An 18,572-nucleotide genomic window follows, 5' to 3' on the forward strand; every position below is an offset into this window, starting at 1 on the left:
ACGTTCATTTGTTGCCGCGGCAGATCACGATCGGATTGGACAGCGCGCTGTCGAAACCGCTGCCCTGATAGACGGTGAAATTCGATGCTCCCGGCGGCAGCAGAAACGTACCTTCGACGACTTTCTGATCGCCCGCCATCGTGTGGAGAGCCCAGCTGAACGTGCAGAATTGCGGCGGTGCCTTGGGTTCGACATGGCTGCAATTCAACTGCGCGCCGCCCAGCATGGCGGCGCCGCCGCAGCTCACCGCTTCCTTTGCAACTGCGATGCCGGGGCACACCAGGAGGCCCGCGACAGCCGCGATCTTGATCCAATTCATTCGTCAAATCCTTGCCGGCAAATTCCCACCGCCAAGCGCCTCCTCGCTGTCGTGGCCCATGCAATTTTTCCTTTTCGCGGCTTAACCCGTCTTGTGCATCGGGTCCAGCAGGATTATGTGCATGATGATAATAAGCATGCTCACGAAAAGTTGCTCGCAGACCCGAATTCCTCCCCATGCCAATCTCGCCCAATATCAGCTTCGTGCTGCACGATGTTGCGCGCCCGCTTCGAAAGCGGTTCGAGCAGCGTTCGCGGACGTCGGGGCTGACCCGGGCGCAATGGCAGGTGCTGGCTTATCTGTCGCTGCATGAAGGCATTCACCAGAACAGGCTCGCCGACCTCATCGAGATCGTGCCGATCACGCTTGCCCGGCTGCTCGACAAGATGGAGGCGCGCGGTTTCATCGAGAGCCGGCCCAACCCCGCCGACCGCCGGGCATGGCTGCTTTATCTGACCCCTCTGGCCCATCCGCTGCTCGAGATCATGCGCGCCAATGGCCAGAAGACGCGTGACGAGGCCTTCGACGGGCTTTCGTCGGATGCACAGCAGCAACTGCTGCAAACCCTAAGCTTGATCAAATCCAATCTGCTCGCGGCTTGCACCCAGCCTGCCGTCGACCGGGAGAAAATACATGGCTGAAAACACATGGCTGAATCGACCGCACCCAAGAAGCCTGCCGAAGGCGAGCCTTCCACCGATCGTTCACGCGACCAGATCATCCAGCTGGACAGCGAGCGCGAGCAGAGGCGAGCCAATGTCGTCATCGAGAATGACGAGTTGGACGCGCCCGTGGCCCCAGAACCGGCAACCCTGGAGGCTCCGGCGAAGGAACCGCAACCCCGGCAAGCGCCCGCCGCCGTGGCGCCTCCGGCCCCGGCCCCGACAAGGCCCAAGCGCGGCCTGACGCGGCCGATCCTGTTTGGCTTGCTTCCCGTCGCGCTGGTTGTCGGCGGCTATTACTACGTCACCGGCGGCCAGGTGATGACGACCGACAACGCCTACATCCAGGCCCAGTCGCTCGGCGTGTCCACCGACGTCTCCGGCACGGTGCAGGAGATCGATGTGCACGAGAACCAGACGGTGAAGAAGGGCGACGTGCTGTACCGCCTGAGGCCGGCCTCCTTCGAGACCGCTCTCGCCGCCGCCCAGGCCCAGCTCGGAACCGTGCGCAACCAGGTGCTGACCCTGCAGGCAAGCTACCAGCAATCGCTGTCGCTGATCGAGCAGGCGCAGGCCGACATTCCCTATTACGAGTCCGCCTTCCAGCGCCAACAGGACCTGCTCAAGACCTCGACCGCCTCCAAGGCAAGTTTCGACAGCGCCCAGCACGACCTCGTCGCCGCGCGCCAGAAAGTGTCCGTCGCCAAGGCGCAGGCACAGGCGACGCTTGCCCAGCTTGGCGGCGACGCCAACCAGCCCGTGGAGAAGAACCCCTTCTATCTGCAGGCCCAGTCGGGCGTGGACGACGCCCAGCGCAACCTCGCCGATTCCGTCGTCAAGGCGCCGTTCGACGGTGTCGTCACCAATGTCGACGCGCTGCAGGTCGGAAAGTACCTGCCGGCTTCGCAGCCGGCCTTCAGCCTGATTTCGCAGACGGACCTGTGGATCGAGGCGGAGCCGAAGGAGACCGAGCTGACCTATGTGCGGCCGGGACAGACGGCGACGATCAGCGTCGACACCTATCCAGGCGCCGTGTGGCACGGCAGGGTGGCCTCGATCAGCCCCGCCTCGTCGTCGAGCTTCTCGCTGCTGCCGGCGCAGAACACCACCGGCAACTGGGTCAAGGTCGTGCAGCGCATCCCGATGCGCGTGACGGTGGACGATCCCCAGGGCAAGCCGCCGCTGCGTGGCGGAATGAGCGTCGTGGTCGGCATCGACACAGGCCATGCGCGCGGGCTGCCGGACTTCGTCACCGACCTCATCGGCCGGTTCGGACAAAAGTCATGACCAGCGCGTCCGCGACAGGTGCCACAGCGGTGGTCGCCAATCGCGGCGCCATCACCGCCTGCGTCATCCTGGCCGTCATCATGCAGGCGCTGGACACGACCATCGCCAATGTCGCGCTGCCCTATATACAGGGCAGCGTTTCGGCGAGCGCCGACCAGATCAACTGGGTGCTAACCTCCTACATCGTGGCGGCCGCCGTGATGACGCCGCCCTCGGGCTACCTTGCCAACCGCTTCGGCCGCAAGCGCATCCTTTTGACCTCGATCACCGGCTTCGTGGTCGCCTCGGTGCTGTGCGGCTTCGCGCAGTCGCTGCCGCAGATCGTTGGCTTCCGCCTGCTGCAGGGCCTGTTCGGCGCGGCGCTGGTGCCGCTGTCGCAGAGCATCCTGCTCGACATCTACAGCGTCGAGGAGCGCGGCTCGGCGATGGCGCTGTTCGGCGTCTCGGTGATGGTCGGACCGGTTCTGGGGCCGGTCATCGGCGGCTGGCTGACCGAGAATGTTTCCTGGCGCTGGGTGTTCTACATCAACGTGCCGATCGGTGCGCTGGCTTTCGCGGGCGTGTCGATGTTCGTCCAGGAAACCAAGCTGGACATCAAGGCCAGGCTGGACTGGCTGGGCTTCGGCATGCTCAGCGTAACCATTGCCGCGCTGCAGATGTTTCTCGATCGCGGCGAGCAGCTCAACTGGTTCTCGTCATCCGAGATCATCGTCGAGGCGTTGATCTGCGCGTCGGCCTTCTACATCTTCCTCGTCCACACCTTCACCGCCAAAAACACCTTCGTGAACCCGCGGCTGTTTCTCGACAGGAATTTCGCCGTCGGCATGATCTTCATCTTCATCATCGGCATCACCTACCTGGCCTCGCTGGCGCTGATGACGCCCTATCTGCAGACGCTGATGGGCTATCCGGTGGTGACCGCCGGCATCGTCATGGGGCCGCGTGGCCTCGGCACCATGGCGTGCATGTTCCTGGTCGGCAAACTGATTGGCAAGGTCGATACGCGCTGGCTGCTGCTGATCGGCCTGCTGATCACCGCCTGGGCGATGTACGACATGACCGGCTGGACGCCCGAGGTCTCGCAATGGACAATCGTCAGCACCGGGTTCGTCCAGGGCGCCGGGCTTGGCTTCCTGTTCGTGCCGCTGACCACCATCACCTTTGCCACGCTGGCGCCGGAGCGGCGCGCGGAAGGCACGGGCTTGTACAATTTGTCGCGAAACATCGGTTCCAGCGTCGGCATCTCGGTGGTCACCGCGCTCTTGACGCAGAACGTGCAGATCAACCACGCCAACATCGCCACCTATGTGACGCCCTTCAACCAGGCGTTCGGCAATCCGGCGATCTTCCAGGCGATGAACCCCTACAGCGCGGCCGGCCGCGCGGCGCTGGACGGCGTGGTGACGCTGCAGGCGACGATCATCAGCTATATGAACGACTTCAAGCTGATGATGATCCTGTCGCTTGCCGCCATCCCGCTGGTTCTCCTGCTGCGCAAGCCCGCGACACCGGCCAAGGTCGACCACAGCGCCGTCATGGAGTGATCTTTTTTGCGGCGGAGGATTCCGGGAGAAGCCGGACCGGATAGCTGCCCGACGCGCGCTAGAGCATTTCACCGTTTCACGGAAACGGCGAACCGCTCTATCTCTTTGTTGTTACGCAATTCCCAAGGGAAAGCGCTACGCGCTTTTCCCGGGAAAACCGTGTCACACTTTTCCTGGAATTGCTCTTAAAAGAAACCGGAGCCCTGCGAGGGACTGCAGGACCCCGGCCCATTGCCGATATGGCTTCCCAATAAACATGGCACCTCGTCATGAGGTGGGGGCGGCAGGCCCGAGAAAGCCCCAACGGACCTGCCTGATCCCCTTTGCCGGAAGCCGTTACTTCGGCAACAGCACCTTGTTGACGACATCAATGACGCCGTTCGACTGGTTGACGTCGGCGATCGTCACCTTGGCCTCCCCGCCGGACTCATCCATGATGTAGAGCTTGCCCTTCTTGACCTCGGCGGTGAGCGTGTCGCCCGAGACGGTCTTCATCTCATATTTGCCGCCCATCGCCTTGGCCTTGGCCATCATGTCCTTGCCGGAGATCTTGCCGGCCACGACATGCGCGGTGAGCACCTTGGTGAGTTGGTCCTTGTTCTCGGGCTTGAGCAGCGTTTCGACCGTGCCGGCCGGCAGCGCGGCGAAGGCTTCGTTGGTGGGCGCGAAGACGGTGAATGGGCCGGCGCCCTGCAGCGTGTCGACAAGGCCGGCCGCTTTGACGGCGGCGACCAGAGTGGTGTGATCCTTCGAGTTGACGGCGTTCTCGACGATGTTCTTGGTGGCGTACATCGGCGCGCCGCCGACTGTCGGGTTCTTGGCATAGGCCGGGGCGGCAATTGCCGCGCCAGCGACGAGTGCGGAAAGGGCGATGATCCTGAATGAGGGCAAGCGCATGTGGTCTTCCTCCGGGTGAGGGCTGATCGGAATTGATAGCCTTTGGAAATGCACACGCAGTCACGCCCCGCGACCGCTTGCAGTTTCGCCGATCACGGGAACGTGAACAGATATTCACCCAAAGAAAAAGCCCGGACGAACCGGGCTTTTCGAGAAGAGATCTTCTATTCAGCCTTTTGTAGGAAGAAGGCCGGCTACTCCGCCTTTTGTAGGAAGATGGCCGGCTACTCAGCCGGCGACGGTTTCTTCCGGAACAGCGCGACCAGATTGTCCCACAGCTCGATCTTGGCACCCTGGCGCTTCATGATCAGGCCCTGCTGGAGGATCGACAGCGTGTTGTTCCAGGCCCAGTAGATGACGAGACCCGCCGGGAAACCCGCCATCATGAAGGTGAAGATGACCGGCATCCAGGTAAAGATCGCGGCCTGCGTCGGATCCGGCGGCGTCGGGTTCATGCGCATCTGCAGGAACATGGTGACGCCCATGATCAGCGGCCAGACGCCGATCATCAGCATGTGCGGCAGCGTGACCGGCACGAGGCCGAACAGGTTGAAGATCGAGGTCGGATCGGGTGCGGCCAAATCCTGGATCCAGCCGAAGAACGGCGCGTGGCGCATCTCGATGGTGATGTAGAGCACCTTGTAGAGCGAGAAGAAGACCGGGATCTGCAGCGCCACCGGCCAGCAGCCGGCGAGCGGATTGATCTTCTCGGTCTTGTACAGCTCCATCATAGCCTGCTGCTGCTTCATCTTGTCGTCCGCGTATTTCTCGCGGATCTCGAGCATCTTGGGCTGCACCTTCTTCATGTTCGCCATCGACGCGTAGGACTTGTTGGCAAGCGGGAAAAACAGCGCCTTGACGATGACGGTGGTGGCGAGGATCGCCAGGCCGAAATTGCCGAAGAATTTGTAGAGCGTGTCGATCAGCCAGAACATCGGCTTGGTGATGAAATAGAACCAGCCCCAGTCGATCACCAGGTTGAACTGGCGAATGTGACGGTCCGCCTCGTAGGCGTTAATCTTGGCCACTTCCTTGGCGCCGGCGAAGATCTCCGTCTCGACCGTCGCGGACTGGCCGGCATCGACATTGATTGCATCGGTGAGGAAGTCGGACTGGTAGCGGTGCCGGCCATCCTCGAAAAAGGCATAGCGCGGCTGGAACGGCTGCTTCTCGGTCGGCACCAGCGTGACGGCCCAGTATTTGTCGGTGATGCCGAGCCAGCCATCGGTCGACTTGCCCGGAGTGACCTGCTTTTCGGATTCGATCTTGGCGTATTTGTATTCGGCCAGGCCCTCGGTGCCGGTAACGCCGATCAGGCCTTCATGCAGCACATAGGTGCTGGCGACGGCCGGCTTGTCGTAGCGCGTGACGCGGCCGTAATTGAACAGCGAAACCGCGCTGGCGCCAGAATTCTGCACCGTGTCCGTGACCGTGAACATGTAGTTGGCGTCGACCGAGAAGACGCGCTTGAAGGTCAGGCCCTTGTCGTTGGTGTAGGTAAGCGTCACCGGCGTCGACGGGCTCAGCGTCGGATTGCCTTCCACGCTCCACACCGTGTCCGAACCCGGCACCGCGCCGGTCTTGTCGTTGCCGACGAAGCCTATCTCGGCGAAGTAGCCGGTCGGCAGCGCCTGCGGGTTGAGCAGTTCGATCTCGGGCGAATTCTTGTCGACGGTCTCGGTGTAGTGCTTGAGCTTGAGGTCGTCGAGGCGTGCGCCGGTCAGGTTGATCGAGCCCTCGAGGCTCGGCGTATCGATCTTGACGCGCTTCGAAGCGGCCAGCGCCTGATCACGGCCGGCCGCGGTGACGGCGTCGCCGCCGGGCGCGTTGGGAATGGTGCCCGGCGCCGGCGCCGGTGTCGCAGCACCTGGATTGGTGGCCTCGGCCGCCTTCTTCTGCTCCTCCACGCGCTGCTGCTCGATCTTGGCCGCCTCGCGCTGCTGCTCGACGCGCGGGTTCATGTAGAAAACCTGCCACAAAGTCAGGATCAGCACCGACAGCGCGATGGTGATGAAGAAGTTCCGGTTGTTTTCCATCGAGAGCCCTTGGCCTATCGTGTTCCGCGAAGTCGGCGGGAGAGTTCGGCCTTCAACTGGCCGAACGGGGCGCGCAGCGCATCGTCGCGCCCGACGATGACATAGTCATTGCCGGGCATCATGTCATCTGCGGCATGGACGCGGACGGCTTCTTTCAGCCGCCGCCTGACGCGGTTGCGCACAACAGCGTTGCCGACCTTCTTGGTGACGGTGAAGCCGACACGCGGCACGCCGCCGTCGCCGCGGTCGAGGACCTCGACGAGGAAAAACCGCCCGCGGCGCTTTTCACCACGGCGGACGGCCAGGAATTCCGCTCGTTTCAGAAGCCGCTTGGGATTGACCCCCACTGGCTTGCCGGTTGCGGGCAACGATCTCGTCTCGCTTAGGCGCTGAGCCGCTTGCGGCCGCGGTTGCGGCGAGCTGCGACGACGCCACGACCACCCTTGGTGGCCATGCGGGCACGAAAGCCGTGCCGACGTTTGCGGACGAGTTTGGACGGTTGGTAGGTACGCTTCATTTGTTTTAATACCGCGGGGTGCGGCCCTTCTTGATTCTGTCACTCTGTAACAGGAGCTTTGCCGGGCCGGCTTTGGCGCGATCGAAACCGCGCCGGGACGAATGGCCCGAGCGTGAGCGGGCTTATAGAAAGAAGGGTTTTGGAAGTCAATCCGGGTCGCCGCGCCAAGGACGCAGGCTTTATGACGGCGATTTAATGTTCCGACCAAAGGATAAAATTGGCAAAAATGCCTTAATCGCCTAATCTTGGCCGATCAAGTGATTGTGAAGACAGGGTTACATGAGCGAAGCCACGCAAGCGGGAGAAGGGACCGGAACAGCGCCAGCCGCCGTCCGCACGGTTCCTTTGTCGCGCGGCCTGTCGACGAAACTGCTGCTTTTGACCATCGTTTTCGTGCTGCTGGCCGAAGTGCTCATCTTCCTGCCCTGGATCGCCAGCTACCGGCTGAACTGGCTCAAGGAGCGGCTGAGCACGGCCGCGGCCGTCTCGATCGTGCTGGTGCAAGGCGAGTCGACCTCGCTGTCGCGTACGGCCCAGAACGACGTGCTGATGGCGATCGGCGCCAAGGCGATCGCGGTGCGCGATGGCGGCGTCTCGCGGCTCCTGGTGGTGGCCGACATGCCGCCGCAGGTGGACGAGCACATCGACCTCGCCAGCGTCGGCATGGTCAAGGGTATGACCGGCGCGCTGGACACGCTGTTCTTCGGCGGCGACCGGATGCTTCGCGTTTTCGGACCGGTCGGCGACAGCGACAAGGAATTCGAGCTGATCATGCCGGACTACAGCCTGCGCCACGCGATGCTGAGATATTCGCGCAATGTCGCTTTCGTCTCGCTGCTGATCTCGCTGTTCACGGCCATGCTGGTCTACGCCGCCATCGACCTGATCATGATCGGGCCGATCCGCACCATGACGCGCTCGATGCTGTCCTTCTCCGAGGCTCCGGACGATCCCGGGCGCATCATCCGCCCCGCCGCCCGCGCCGATGAGATCGGCGTTGCCGAACGCGAGCTGTCGCAGATGCAGGAGCGGCTGCAAAAGATGCTCTCCGAGCAGAAGCACCTTGCCGACCTAGGCCTTGCCGTGTCGAAGATCAACCATGACATGCGCAACATCCTGGCTTCGGCGCAGCTGATGTCGGATCGCCTGCGCCAGGTCAGGGACCCAACCGTGCAGGCCTTCGCGCCGAAGCTTTTGCGCGCGCTCGACCGTGCCGTCTCCTATTCCGAAGGCGTGCTGGCTTATGGCCGCACGCAAGAGCCGCCGCCTTCGCGCCGCAGGGTGCGGCTGTACCAGCTGGTCGAGGACGTGCACGGTCTGCTCGACATCGGACAGGGGATCGAGTTCATCAACGCCGTCGAGGCGGCGTTCGAGGTGGACGCCGATTCGGACCAGTTGTTCCGGGTGCTCACCAATCTTTGCCGCAATTCGGTGCAGGCGATGGCGGCGGACACCGAGAGCGCGGTGGTGCGCCGGCTGGCGGTTTCGGCCGAACGCATGGGCAGCGTCAGCCGCATCGTCGTCACCGACACCGGCCCCGGCCTGCCGCCGAAGGCGCGCGAGAACCTGTTCGCGGCGTTCCGCGGCTCGGCGCGCAGCGGCGGCACCGGGCTCGGCCTGGCCATCGCGCACGAACTGATCCGGGCGCATGGCGGCACGGTGGAACTGGTGGAGTCGATCGGCGGACGCACGACATTCTCGGTCACCATCCCCGACCAGCCGGTGCGGCTCGACCAGGCCCGCGGCAGCCTGCGTCGCCCGGCCTGAGGTCTTCCGCACTGCCTTCCCCGGGGGGCGCTTGCCTTTCGAGCCCGACACTTTCCCTGATCTTCCCCGAGACTTTCCGTCCAGCCCGGAATCGCACCGACTTCGCGGCTGCCTCGAGCGTCGGGATCCGAGCCGCGATCGCCAGATGACATGCCTGCGACAAAACTTTTGCCGGATCGACTTGCTTTTCGCAAATTCAGTCGCTAGGGAACTGCACACATTCGCGGCCGGTCCTCAGGATCGGATCGCTGGGTCGTTGAAAACACGGCCTGATGCGCGCCCGTAGCTCAGCTGGATAGAGCACCAGACTACGAATCTGGGGGTCAGGAGTTCGAATCTCTTCGGGCGCGCCATTTATCTCAAGGACTTAACCAAATTGCGCCGTTTCAAATCGGCAATCTGAAACGGTTTTGCGCGACGGGATACAGGCCCCTTGTTCCGGTCATGGGGCGCTCGGTGGCTCGCTCACGATCTAGGCCCGGTATGAAAGCCAGGTTTGGAAACGTGGTCGACAAGTAGAACCGATGCACAATTGCGATAGGATGTTTCACCATTTCCGGTTTTCGAGGTCCAATGTCTGAAGTGGACTGGCTCAGCCATCTCTTGCAAATGATCACCGTTACCGGCCAGCTCGAGGTCCGCTGCGCCTACGGTGCGCCGTGGCGTGTTACCTGGGGCCGGGCAGCGGCGAACGAGATCCCTTACCACGTCATCGTCAAGGGCAGGGCCATTTTAGAGGATCCGGAGACGAGAACAGCAAGGGAGCTGCAGAGCGGAGACATCGTTCTGCTGCCGCACGGTGCGGCGCATGTGCTGCATGACGGCAGCGGCCAAACGCCCATCCGTACACACGAAAGCGTAGGCTCTGCCGGATGGATGTTGAGCGAGAACGATGGCCAGGGTGAGCAACTCGATCTGCTGTGTGGGCGGTTTTTCGTCGCGCCACCCCATGATCGATTGATCCGTAACTACCTGCCCACGAATCTTGTGGCGCGGTCTATGGACGGCCATGGGGACGAGAGCATCGGCTCCGCTTCCAACCAACTGGCCAGCCTGGTGAGGCTGATGCGAATGGAGTCCGCCGGAGACAGAGCGGGAGGACGGGCTATTCTCGACGCACTTTCTTCGGCCCTATTCACCTTGGTACTGCGCTCGGCGAGCGAAGCCGAGAAAGCGCCCGAAGGCTTGTTGGCCTTGGCCGGTCATCCGCGGTTGGCACCAGCAATTGCGGCGATGTTCGCCGACCCAGCGCGGTCTTGGAAACTGCCTGATTTAGCGGGCATGTGCGGCATGTCGCGGGCCACATTCATGAGGCACTTTCGGGACAGGCTAGGTTGCTCCGCCCTCGATTTGTTGACCGATCTCCGCATGAGTCTGGCCGCCAACGAGTTGAAGAAGCCAGCGATCAGCACCGAGGCCGTGGCCGAGACGGTCGGGTATCAATCCGTTTCGGCATTTCGGCGTGTGTTTGCCGAGAGGATGGGGATGACACCGGGGGAATGGCGGCGACTGGCGCACAATGGCGAGCAAGACGCGCGACCTGGGATCTGAAAAGCCCATCATGATCCTTTTGCGCATTATACTGAGCTAATTCAGTCTCGCAATTCTCACTCGCCCCCGTAGATTAGGCTCCGCAATCACTTGATAAGGGAGCCATCCAATGAACTGCATCAGCCGCGCCACCACCGGACCAGCGACCCGTGTAGCCGCCGAAATCTTCCGGGAGACCGGGAAGAGCGAAAACACTTTCGCGACGAACGTCGTCATCGAAACATCCTGAGCCGCAGTGCCGCCAAGTACTACGACCCCACTGCAATGCTTACTGATCAAATCCGCGATCTGGTGCGCATCGGTACGTCCGCGCCGACATCCTTCCACCTGCAGAACTGGCGCTTCATCGCCGTACGCTCGCCGGAAGCCAAGGCACGGCTGCGTCCGATCGCCTGGAATCAGTCCGCGATCACCGACGCGGCCGTGACCTTCATCATCACCGGTAGGCTGGCCGGAACCAGAGCGATAAATTACCCCGAACCAACAACTCACTGAGGAGACAATTCCCATGAAAGCGATCGTAGCGACGGATCAGGCTGCAGGAACGGCCGGCATGAAGCTGGTGCAGCGGCCCGAGCCGCAGGCGGCAATAAACGATGTCGTGGTTGAGGTTCATGCGGCGGGATTCGTCAACACCGAACTGGAGTGGCCTTCGACCTGGGCCGATCGAGCCTTCCGTGACCGGACGCCATCGATCCTCGGCCATGAGCTAGCCGGTGTGGTCACTGCGCTCGGCTACGGCACCACGGGACTGTCAATCGGTCAACGAGTGTTCGGCCTCGCCGACTGGCATCGCGACGGCACGCTCGCCGAGTATGTCGCCATGGAGGCACGCAATCTCGCGCCGCTGCCCGGCGACGTCGACTTCACGGTGGGTGCGAGCCTGCCGATCTCCGGCCTGACCGCGTGGCAGGGGCTGTTCCAGCATGGCCGCCTTCAGGCGGGGCAAAGCGTGCTCGCGCACGGCGCGGCCGGTGCCGTCGGTTCGATGGTGACGCAGCTTGCAAGGGAGGCCGGGGCCTATGTCATCGGCACCGGACGCGCCGCCGACCGCCAGAAGGCGCTCGACTTCGGCGCGAATGAATTCGTCGATCTCGACAACGACAAACTAGAGGAGGTTGGCGGCGTCGATCTGGTGTTCGACGTCATCGGCGGCGATATCCAGAAGCGGTCTGCAGCCCTGATTCGGGCCGGAGGAACGCTTGTGACAGTCGTCGGACCGACGGATATTCGACCTGCAGATGGCCTGACGGTTGACTTCGTCGTCGAGGCTGATCGAGGCCAGCTCTGGGAGATCGTTCAGCGCATCCGGAACGGACGACTGCGGACGAATATCGGCAAGGTCTCGAGCCTGGATGACGCCGTCGCCACCTTCAACTCGACCGAGCGGCGTGCGGGAAAGACGGTTGTCCGCGTTCGTCCCTAGGAACTTTGGGGAGGGAGGGCGGCCCCTCTCTCCTCGACTATGGTCTGCGCATCTCAACGGGTCGCGCTGAGCGATATGACGACGCGGCTACGACTGGCCCATCGAAGATCCTTTCGAGCGGCGCCAAAAATCGCGGCATGGCCGAGGCGATCTGTGACTTACGGTTAGCCCCCGTCAGCTCACCTCGATGACGGTCATCAGTCCGCCGCCGCCCTTGTCCTCGACATTGTTGTTCGTCGTGTGGTGCGGGATATGGCAATGAATCAACCATTTGCCGGGGCGTTGCGCCCTCCAGACCACGTCGTAGCGCTGGCCGGGCCCGACATTGATGGTATCGGCAAGGAAGCGTGCGGCGGGAGGGATAGTCTCGCCGTCCCGGGCGACCACCTCGAACGGTCCACCATGGATGTGCATCGGGTGGATGAAGCCGTTGTTGGTGCCGATGAAACGCACCTTGAGCGTCTCGCCGACCTTCATGCGGATCGTGTCGGTCGAAGGATAGGCCTTGCCGTTGATGGTGAAGAAGTTGGGCATGCCGCCATCCATCGGCATCGACGGGTAGGTCAGCCCCTCCCGCACCAGCCACTCTTGGAGTTCGATGACATAGTCATGGTCCGCCGCCACTTCGTCGGCGGGGAAGCGGTGACGAGCCGCGGCGAGGTCGCCGCCATATCGCGCATGGCGTCCGCCGGCGTGTCGCGATCCATGATCATGCCTTGCGGCATGATCACACCGCCGACATCGCGGGCCGATAATGTCAGGTTCAGCCAGTTCGCCGGCGCGGCCATGCCAAGCGCCAACGCGATCGCCGACACCACGCCGAGCGCGGCAATTTGCGGAGTGGTGGCGTCCGAGCGCATGCCATGGCCGGCGCTGCCCTTGCCGGAAGCCGATTTGTGTCCCTTCTGGTGATGCTCGTGCCCGCCAGCCGCGCCCTGATTTGGGCGCTCGGTCATCAGGCCATGCTTCAGGCCGCGCGCGACCAGCCAGACATTGGCGGGATAGGCAAGCGCGAAGCCGGATATGACGCCGATCGACATCACGCCCCAAAACAGCAGCTCCGTTGGCTCCATGGCGCGCATGTCACGGCCCATCATGAGGAAGCTCATGACCGGTGCCATGCCGGCCATCATGAAATTCATCGAGATGAATTCCGGCAGGAAGCTCTTCCTCACATTCTCCCAATAGCTGCCACCCATCATCGACTTCATGAACAGCGACTGGAAGATGAACAGACCGAAGGCAAAGCCGGCGAGATATTCGACGATGAGATCGAGCCACATCGGCAGGCCGAGTGCCGCCGTGATGACGGCGGCCAGAATGATGCCGGTCGCATCGCCGGCGACGCAATGGATGGTCGAGCCGACACCCTGCTTCCAAAGCGTGCGGGTGAAGGCCTCGTGCTCGCCGGGTCGCGGCTCCTTGTCGGCAAGTACATAGAGCAGCAGGCCGAGCGGACCCATATAGAGCGTCACCAGGATGAAGCCCCATTTCATCACCACCGGCTCGGGATTGTTGCGGTACTGGTCGAAGCCGACATAGAGGGTCGAGGCCAGGGCGAGCGTGAACCAGGCGACAAGAAAATAGTCGATCGGTTGGATGAGCATGGTCGGGCTTCTCGCGCTTGTCGATGAAACGGCAGGTTGTACCAGCCATTGGGGTGAACGCGGCCGAAGCCATTGCGATCCATCGGCTGCAAATTCCAACGCCGAAGCGTCGATCGCGCTTGACCTTCCCGCCACTGGAACGTTTAGCGTCGGCAAGTCGTATGGTGAGGCCCTTTCCCCCGACATAGAGGAGCGAAAATGCATCGACGCGGTTTTCTGGCGGCAGGCCTGGCAACGGTCCTGGCGAGCCCGCGCGCGCTGGCGCAGATGAAAATGGACGACATGTCCACCATGCCCGGCATGGAGATGAGCGGCCACAATATGGACGCGGTGACGCAAGGCGCCACCATGCTGCCGGAGGGCGAAGCGTTGCGTGCGCTGCCGCTGCTTGCAAACGAGGCGGCCCGGCCCAGCGTGTTCAAGGCGAAGCTGACGGCGGAGGCCACTATTGCGCGCTTCGCCGAGGGGCTGGAAACGCCCATCCTCGCTTATAACGGGATGAGCCCGGGGCCGCTGATCGAGGCTTTCGAGGGCGACCGGGTCGAGGTCAGCTTCGCCAACCGAATCAACAGCGAGGCAAGCACCGTCCACTGGCACGGCATGCCCGTGCCGGCCGACCAGGACGGCAATCCTATGGACCCGGTGGCCGCGGGCGCCGATCGCGTCTACGCCTTCGACCTGCCGGAAGGCAGCGCCGGCTCCTACTGGTATCACCCCCATCCGCACGGCAGGACGGCCGAACAGGTCTATCGCGGCCTGGCCGGCGCCTTCGTGGTCAAATCGAAAGCCGACCCTGTTCCGGCCGAATATGGCGACACGGTGCTGATGTTGACCGATCTGCGGCTGGCCGCCGACGGCTCGATACCCGGCAACACCATGACCGACCTGATGAACGGCCGCGTCGGAGACCAGGTGCTGGTCAATGGCCAGAGGAACCCGAGGCTTGCCGTTGCAAAGGGCGACAGGCGGCGCCTGCGCCTCTACAACGCCACCAATGCGCGCTTCCTGAAGCTCGCCTTCGAAGGCGCGGCGATGACAATCGTGGGAACGGATGGCGGGCTCATCGAGGCGCCGGTGGCGGTGGACGAGATCCTGCTCAGCCCGGGCGAGCGGATCGAGCTGGTCGTCGCCTTCGACAGGCCTGGTCCCGCTACCCTGGGCACGTTGGACTATGATCGCGGCTGGATGGGCGCGGGCCGCCCGGCCGATGCTGGTCTGACGTTGCTGACGGTCGATGTCTCGGAAGTGCCGGGAGCAGCGATGCCGCCGCTGCCCGCGCGATTGCGGCCGATCGCTCCGCTTTCCGCCCCTGCTGTCAGCCGGCGTCTCGTCTTCACCGAAATCATGGCGACGAACGCGACCGGCATGGAGATGGGCTTCCTGATCAACGGCAAGACCTTCGACATGGCGCGCATCGATATCGTCGCAAAAGCCGGCGAGACGGAGCTGTGGGAAATCGTCAATCAGGCCGACATGGACCATCCGTTCCATGTCCACGGCACGCAGTTCCAGGTGATCGAGCATGAGCGCGACGGCAAGGTCTCCAAGCCACCCTTCGTTGCGTGGAAAGACACCGTCAACGTGGCGCGTGGCGAGACGGTGCGGCTTCTGTTGCGCCAGGAGCAGCCCGGCCGGCGCATGTATCACTGCCACATCCTCGAGCACGAGCAACTCGGCATGATGGGCGTGCTCGACGTGCGGGCATGAAGACCCGCATACCGGCCGGAGCCGCGACGCTGGCGCTTGCCGGCTGGATGGTTCTCTGCTCATCCATGGCGCCGGCCTCGAGCGATGCGACCGTGGCCGCCCGCCAGGCCTCCATGAAGGCGATGGCGGGGGCGGCAAGAACCATCGCCGAGATGTTCGACGGCAAGCGCGAGTATAATGCCGGCGGGTTCAAGGCGGCGGCCGATGCGCTCAGCGCCCACACCAGCCCTGCCCTGTTCGCCGAATTCCCGGCCGGCACGCTGGGCGCGCCGTCTGGCGCCAGGGTGGAGATCGACCAGGCAAGGCCGGAATTCGAAGCGCTCGCCCGCCACATCGGCAAGCTCGCCTCGGCACTCGCGGCCAAAGCCGACAAAGCCCCGGCCGAAATCAGCGATGACATGCGGATGGGAGCGGGTCTGCCGATGGATGGCGGCAGCCTGCTCGGCAAGCGGCCAGACACCGCGCAGGCCGATCCGGCCAAGCTGCCGGCGGAACATTTGCTGCATCTCATCCTGCAGGATTGTTCGGGTTGTCATTCGAAATTCCGGCAGAAGAAATGAGAGTTAGCTCGATCCTCACCGCTCTGGGCGCCAAATCTTTTTCCATGGACTATATGGTTCGGCGCTAGCGGCCACTGCTGTCCAGCTGTGCGCGACGGAAACGAGCGGAGCTGATTGAGCCATGACGTCCACCAACATCAAGCGCGCTTTAGTCACCGGCGCCGGAGCCGCCGACGGCATCGGCTTTGCCATTGCCCGGCAACTCGGCCATGCTGGCCATGCCGTGTTCCTGACCGGCGCCAGCGCACGCGTCCTCGATCGCGCGGCGGAGCTCCGCGCCGAGGGCATCGACGCCAACGCGGCGGTCGCCGATCTCACCAGCGCAGCGGAGGTCGAGCGGCTGCGGGCAACCGCCGGCGCGGTCGACATCCTGGTCAACAATGCCGGCATGGGCTCATTGGCATCGCCGTCGGTCGACAAAGCGTTTCTCGCCATGACCGAAGCCGACTGGGACCGAGGCATCGACGTCAGCCTGAAGACCGCCTTCCTGGTCACCCGCGCATTTCTGCCGGCGATGATCGAGGCGGGTTACGGGCGCATCGTCAATGTGGCGTCGGTCACCGGGCCGGTGGTGTCGTTCGAGGGCACATCTGCCTATTCCGCCGCCAAGGCCGGCATGGTCGGCCTGATGCGCACGCTAGCGCTCGAAGTGGCGAAGAGCGGCGTGACCGTCAATGCCGTGGCTCCCGGCTGGATCGAAACCGGCGCGTCGAGCGAGATGGAGCGGATGGCGGCCCTGCAAACGCCGCCGGCGCGGGCGGGAAGGCCCGATGAGGTTGCTGCGGCGGTCGCGTTCCTGGCATCGGAAGGCGCCAGCTATGTCAACGGCGCCCTGCTGGTGGTCGACGGCGGCAACAGCCTGCAGGAGCGCAAGGGCTGAAGCCGTCCAACGCGTCGGGTGCGAGAATTCAGCCTTTGCCTGAGCTTTTGCCTGCCCCCGGCGCTTCCGGCCTGAGATAGACGGCCAAGCAGCAGCAACAGATCGCCAAGCCCGCGACTGGATATTTCAGGGCGACCAGCCCCGCCAGCGCGAATAGGCAGAGCGTCGCGAGCGACCGGATGCGCATGCGCTTGCGCACCGCGAGCGGAACCGCGTTCTCCGGCATCGGGTCGATGAGTTCGCGGATCAGAAGAATGTAGGTCAGGTTCACCAGGAAGAAGACGGCGGCATAGAAGGCGACCGGCTGCGGCGCCAGCTCGCTGACCGCCATCCACGCGGTCGCCAGCGGCAGCAGCGAAACCGAGAACAGATGCGCGAAATTGTACCACATCAGGCTGGCTGTCGCCTCCCTGGCGTGGCGTAACAGATGATGATGGTTCGCCCAGACGATGGCGATGAAGAGATAGCTGACGCTGTAGCTCAGCCATGTCGGCCAGAGCTCCAGAAGCGCCTTGAACGTCGGCAACTCCGGCGGGCGCAAGTCGAGGACCAGCACCGTGATGAGGACGGCGAACACGCCATCCGAAAATGCGCTCAACCGATCGAGCCCTGTCGAGGGAAGCACTGGACCGTCCTCGTCGCAGTTCGTGAGACATATAGTAGTGCCGTCGATAGCGATATCCATGGCCGCTCGGACCATCTGACGCCGCCACCAGCGCCGCTCAGGACGCCTTGGCCAGAAAACTCTGGTAGTCCGATTTCGCCTGCAGCAGGCGCAGTACATTGTCGCGCGAGCCCCTTACGTGGGCGCGGGCCAGCGTGCCGGCTCGGGCGGCATCGCCGGCGCAGATCGCCTCGACGATCTCGGCATGCTCGTTGCGGGCGATCTTCCATTCGTCGAGCCACAACAGCTCGGTCCAGACATAGTGCTGGCACTTGTCGAGGATGCCGCACAGCATGCCGTGCAGCATCGCATTGCCGCTGATTTCGGCGATGACGCGGTGCAGGTCGATGCCGACTTCGAGCTCTTGTTCCGTCCTGAACGTCGTCACAGGCTATTGACGATGCAATAAAATGCGGATTTTATGATACGTGGATACAAAAATACTTTCTAGGTGCCCCCATGCCAGCAGCCTTTTCGGCAGAGCCACAGATGCCCGCCACCGCGGAGGAAGAGGCGTACAGGCACGTTCAGAGAGCCCTTCGCCTCGGCCGCTACAAACCGGGCGACAGGCTTATTCCGGAGGAGATTGCCGCCGAGATCGGCATGAGTCGAATGCCGGTGCGGGAAGCCTTTCGGCGCCTGGCCTCCGACGGGCTGGTGGTTTTGCGGCCCAATCGGGGATGCGTGGTCGCAGGCCTGACGGTCGATGAGCTTTACGAGATTTTCGAAATTCGGTCGGTTCTGGAGGGACTGGCCGTGAGGCTGGCGATGCCCCGGATCGATGAGGAGGAGTTCGAGGAATTCGAGCGCCTGCTCGAGCGCATGGAACGCGCGGGCCAGAGCGGAAGCAGCGACTGGGTGGTCCGCCACCAGGAATTCCATGGCCGTATCTGTGCGCTAAGCCGGAGGCCCAAGCTTATCCACCAGATAGCGGCGCTGCATGTGGTGATAGAGCCCTACATGCGCATCTGGTTCGACGATTGTGACAAGCCGCATTCTGCGCGCGAGGAGCATGCCGCCGTGATCGCGGCCTTGCGTTCAGGCGACGAACTTCAAGCGGAAAAGGTGATGCAGGATCACATTCTCAGCACAGCACCGATGCTGGCCGAGTGCGTGAGTCCGAGCCGGTGACGAACGCCGGCCGGACA

General features: G+C 63.2%; 17 protein-coding genes, 1 tRNA gene and 2 pseudogenes. 12 read left to right on the plus strand and 8 right to left on the minus strand.

Annotated features, from left to right (window positions below; translation table 11 throughout):
• Window positions 1-4 precede the first annotated feature (4 nt).
• Complete coding sequence (locus tag MESOP_RS03180) at window positions 5-319, minus strand: hypothetical protein (RefSeq protein ID WP_013891882.1); 315 nt, start codon at window positions 317-319, stop codon at window positions 5-7.
• Window positions 320-495: 176 nt separating this feature from the next.
• On the opposite strand from MESOP_RS03180, the gene MESOP_RS03185 reads away from it, so the two are divergent.
• Genes MESOP_RS03185 through MESOP_RS03195 form a run of 3 tightly spaced genes read left to right on the plus strand, consistent with a single transcriptional unit; the run spans window position 496 to window position 3,812 of the window.
• Window positions 496-960 (plus strand): MarR family winged helix-turn-helix transcriptional regulator, encoded by a 465-nt coding sequence (locus tag MESOP_RS03185; RefSeq protein ID WP_013891883.1) that lies wholly within the window; start codon window positions 496-498, stop codon window positions 958-960.
• A 6-nt stretch (window positions 961-966) separates the two neighbouring features.
• Window positions 967-2,268 (plus strand): HlyD family secretion protein, encoded by a 1,302-nt coding sequence (locus MESOP_RS03190; protein ID WP_013891884.1) that lies wholly within the window; start codon window positions 967-969, stop codon window positions 2,266-2,268.
• Window positions 2,265-3,812: a DHA2 family efflux MFS transporter permease subunit gene (locus MESOP_RS03195; RefSeq protein WP_013891885.1), complete on the plus strand. Its 1,548-nt coding sequence runs from the start codon at window positions 2,265-2,267 to the stop codon at window positions 3,810-3,812. Before MESOP_RS03190 ends, MESOP_RS03195 begins: the two co-directional genes overlap by 4 nt.
• A gap of 336 nt (window positions 3,813-4,148) precedes the next feature.
• Here the strand turns inward: MESOP_RS03195 and MESOP_RS03200 are convergent, their stop codons facing one another.
• The 4 genes from MESOP_RS03200 to rpmH form a co-directional block, all read right to left on the minus strand.
• On the minus strand, window positions 4,149-4,709 hold the full coding sequence (locus tag MESOP_RS03200) for a fasciclin domain-containing protein (RefSeq protein WP_013891886.1): 561 nt from the start codon (window positions 4,707-4,709) through the stop codon (window positions 4,149-4,151).
• Window positions 4,710-4,933: 224 nt separating this feature from the next.
• Window positions 4,934-6,745 (minus strand): membrane protein insertase YidC, encoded by a 1,812-nt coding sequence (gene yidC, locus MESOP_RS03205; RefSeq protein ID WP_013891887.1) that lies wholly within the window; start codon window positions 6,743-6,745, stop codon window positions 4,934-4,936.
• A gap of 14 nt (window positions 6,746-6,759) precedes the next feature.
• Window positions 6,760-7,113: a ribonuclease P protein component gene (rnpA, locus tag MESOP_RS03210; protein WP_013891888.1), complete on the minus strand. Its 354-nt coding sequence runs from the start codon at window positions 7,111-7,113 to the stop codon at window positions 6,760-6,762.
• A gap of 14 nt (window positions 7,114-7,127) precedes the next feature.
• Window positions 7,128-7,262 carry a 50S ribosomal protein L34 gene (gene rpmH, locus MESOP_RS03215; protein ID WP_008833937.1) on the minus strand — a complete coding sequence of 45 codons (135 nt, stop codon included), beginning with the start codon at window positions 7,260-7,262 and terminating at the stop codon, window positions 7,128-7,130.
• Between the two features lie 279 nt (window positions 7,263-7,541).
• On the opposite strand from rpmH, the gene MESOP_RS03220 reads away from it, so the two are divergent.
• From MESOP_RS03220 to MESOP_RS03240, 5 genes and pseudogenes are all read left to right on the plus strand, one after another.
• Window positions 7,542-9,029, plus strand: coding sequence for an ATP-binding protein (locus MESOP_RS03220; protein WP_013891889.1), 1,488 nt, complete (start codon window positions 7,542-7,544; stop codon window positions 9,027-9,029).
• Between the two features lie 276 nt (window positions 9,030-9,305).
• Window positions 9,306-9,382: transfer RNA gene (locus tag MESOP_RS03225), tRNA-Arg, on the plus strand.
• 220 nt (window positions 9,383-9,602) lie between these two features.
• Window positions 9,603-10,580 carry an AraC family transcriptional regulator gene (locus tag MESOP_RS03230; RefSeq protein ID WP_013891890.1) on the plus strand — a complete coding sequence of 326 codons (978 nt, stop codon included), beginning with the start codon at window positions 9,603-9,605 and terminating at the stop codon, window positions 10,578-10,580.
• A gap of 109 nt (window positions 10,581-10,689) precedes the next feature.
• Window positions 10,690-11,048 (plus strand): annotated as a pseudogene (locus MESOP_RS03235) (nitroreductase family protein); the annotation flags it as partial.
• Window positions 11,049-11,088: 40 nt separating this feature from the next.
• Window positions 11,089-12,006, plus strand: coding sequence for an NADP-dependent oxidoreductase (locus tag MESOP_RS03240; RefSeq protein WP_013891891.1), 918 nt, complete (start codon window positions 11,089-11,091; stop codon window positions 12,004-12,006).
• A 174-nt stretch (window positions 12,007-12,180) separates the two neighbouring features.
• Here MESOP_RS03240 and MESOP_RS03245 read toward each other — a convergent pair.
• Window positions 12,181-13,613, minus strand: a pseudogene (locus MESOP_RS03245) (DUF4396 domain-containing protein).
• A 198-nt stretch (window positions 13,614-13,811) separates the two neighbouring features.
• Between MESOP_RS03245 and MESOP_RS03250 the strand changes: the two are divergent.
• From MESOP_RS03250 to MESOP_RS03260, 3 genes are all read left to right on the plus strand, one after another.
• Entirely contained in the window at window positions 13,812-15,320 is a 1,509-nt protein-coding gene (locus MESOP_RS03250; protein ID WP_013891894.1) for a multicopper oxidase family protein, read from the plus strand.
• Window positions 15,317-15,880 carry a cytochrome c gene (locus MESOP_RS03255; protein WP_013891895.1) on the plus strand — a complete coding sequence of 188 codons (564 nt, stop codon included), beginning with the start codon at window positions 15,317-15,319 and terminating at the stop codon, window positions 15,878-15,880. The genes MESOP_RS03250 and MESOP_RS03255 overlap by 4 nt, the downstream gene beginning before the upstream one ends.
• Before the next feature lie 121 nt (window positions 15,881-16,001).
• A complete protein-coding gene (locus MESOP_RS03260; protein ID WP_013891896.1) occupies window positions 16,002-16,760 on the plus strand; it encodes an SDR family oxidoreductase in 759 nt (252 codons plus the stop codon).
• A 28-nt stretch (window positions 16,761-16,788) separates the two neighbouring features.
• On the opposite strand, the gene MESOP_RS03265 is transcribed toward MESOP_RS03260, so the two are convergent.
• Together MESOP_RS03265 and MESOP_RS03270 are read right to left on the minus strand one after the other, a co-directional pair.
• Window positions 16,789-17,445 carry a TMEM175 family protein gene (locus MESOP_RS03265; protein ID WP_013891897.1) on the minus strand — a complete coding sequence of 219 codons (657 nt, stop codon included), beginning with the start codon at window positions 17,443-17,445 and terminating at the stop codon, window positions 16,789-16,791.
• Between the two features lie 37 nt (window positions 17,446-17,482).
• Window positions 17,483-17,812: a FadR/GntR family transcriptional regulator gene (locus tag MESOP_RS03270; protein WP_013891898.1), complete on the minus strand. Its 330-nt coding sequence runs from the start codon at window positions 17,810-17,812 to the stop codon at window positions 17,483-17,485.
• A 101-nt stretch (window positions 17,813-17,913) separates the two neighbouring features.
• Here MESOP_RS03270 and MESOP_RS03275 point away from each other — a divergent pair, with 101 nt between their 5' ends.
• Window positions 17,914-18,555 carry a GntR family transcriptional regulator gene (locus MESOP_RS03275; protein ID WP_245265047.1) on the plus strand — a complete coding sequence of 214 codons (642 nt, stop codon included), beginning with the start codon at window positions 17,914-17,916 and terminating at the stop codon, window positions 18,553-18,555.
• Window positions 18,556-18,572: the final 17 nt, after the last annotated feature.

Source organism: Mesorhizobium opportunistum WSM2075 (assembly GCF_000176035.2).
GTDB lineage: Bacteria > Pseudomonadota > Alphaproteobacteria > Rhizobiales > Rhizobiaceae > Mesorhizobium > Mesorhizobium opportunistum.

Excerpts from the sequence above, each read along its gene's own strand:
- MESOP_RS03180 (WP_013891882.1), bottom strand. The coding sequence starts at position 319 with ATGAATTGGATCAAGATCGCGGCTGTCGCGGGCCTCCTGGTGTGCCCC.
- MESOP_RS03185 (WP_013891883.1), top strand. The coding sequence starts at position 496 with ATGCCAATCTCGCCCAATATCAGCTTCGTGCTGCACGATGTTGCGCGC.
- MESOP_RS03190 (WP_013891884.1), top strand. The coding sequence starts at position 967 with ATGGCTGAATCGACCGCACCCAAGAAGCCTGCCGAAGGCGAGCCTTCC.
- MESOP_RS03195 (WP_013891885.1), top strand. The coding sequence starts at position 2,265 with ATGACCAGCGCGTCCGCGACAGGTGCCACAGCGGTGGTCGCCAATCGC.
- MESOP_RS03200 (WP_013891886.1), bottom strand. The coding sequence starts at position 4,709 with ATGCGCTTGCCCTCATTCAGGATCATCGCCCTTTCCGCACTCGTCGCT.
- yidC (WP_013891887.1), bottom strand. The coding sequence starts at position 6,745 with ATGGAAAACAACCGGAACTTCTTCATCACCATCGCGCTGTCGGTGCTG.
- rpmH (WP_008833937.1), bottom strand. The coding sequence starts at position 7,262 with ATGAAGCGTACCTACCAACCGTCCAAACTCGTCCGCAAACGTCGGCAC.
- MESOP_RS03220 (WP_013891889.1), top strand. The coding sequence starts at position 7,542 with ATGAGCGAAGCCACGCAAGCGGGAGAAGGGACCGGAACAGCGCCAGCC.
- MESOP_RS03230 (WP_013891890.1), top strand. The coding sequence starts at position 9,603 with ATGTCTGAAGTGGACTGGCTCAGCCATCTCTTGCAAATGATCACCGTT.
- MESOP_RS03240 (WP_013891891.1), top strand. The coding sequence starts at position 11,089 with ATGAAAGCGATCGTAGCGACGGATCAGGCTGCAGGAACGGCCGGCATG.
- MESOP_RS03250 (WP_013891894.1), top strand. The coding sequence starts at position 13,812 with ATGCATCGACGCGGTTTTCTGGCGGCAGGCCTGGCAACGGTCCTGGCG.
- MESOP_RS03255 (WP_013891895.1), top strand. The coding sequence starts at position 15,317 with ATGAAGACCCGCATACCGGCCGGAGCCGCGACGCTGGCGCTTGCCGGC.
- MESOP_RS03260 (WP_013891896.1), top strand. The coding sequence starts at position 16,002 with ATGACGTCCACCAACATCAAGCGCGCTTTAGTCACCGGCGCCGGAGCC.
- MESOP_RS03265 (WP_013891897.1), bottom strand. The coding sequence starts at position 17,445 with ATGGATATCGCTATCGACGGCACTACTATATGTCTCACGAACTGCGAC.
- MESOP_RS03275 (WP_245265047.1), top strand. The coding sequence starts at position 17,914 with ATGCCCGCCACCGCGGAGGAAGAGGCGTACAGGCACGTTCAGAGAGCC.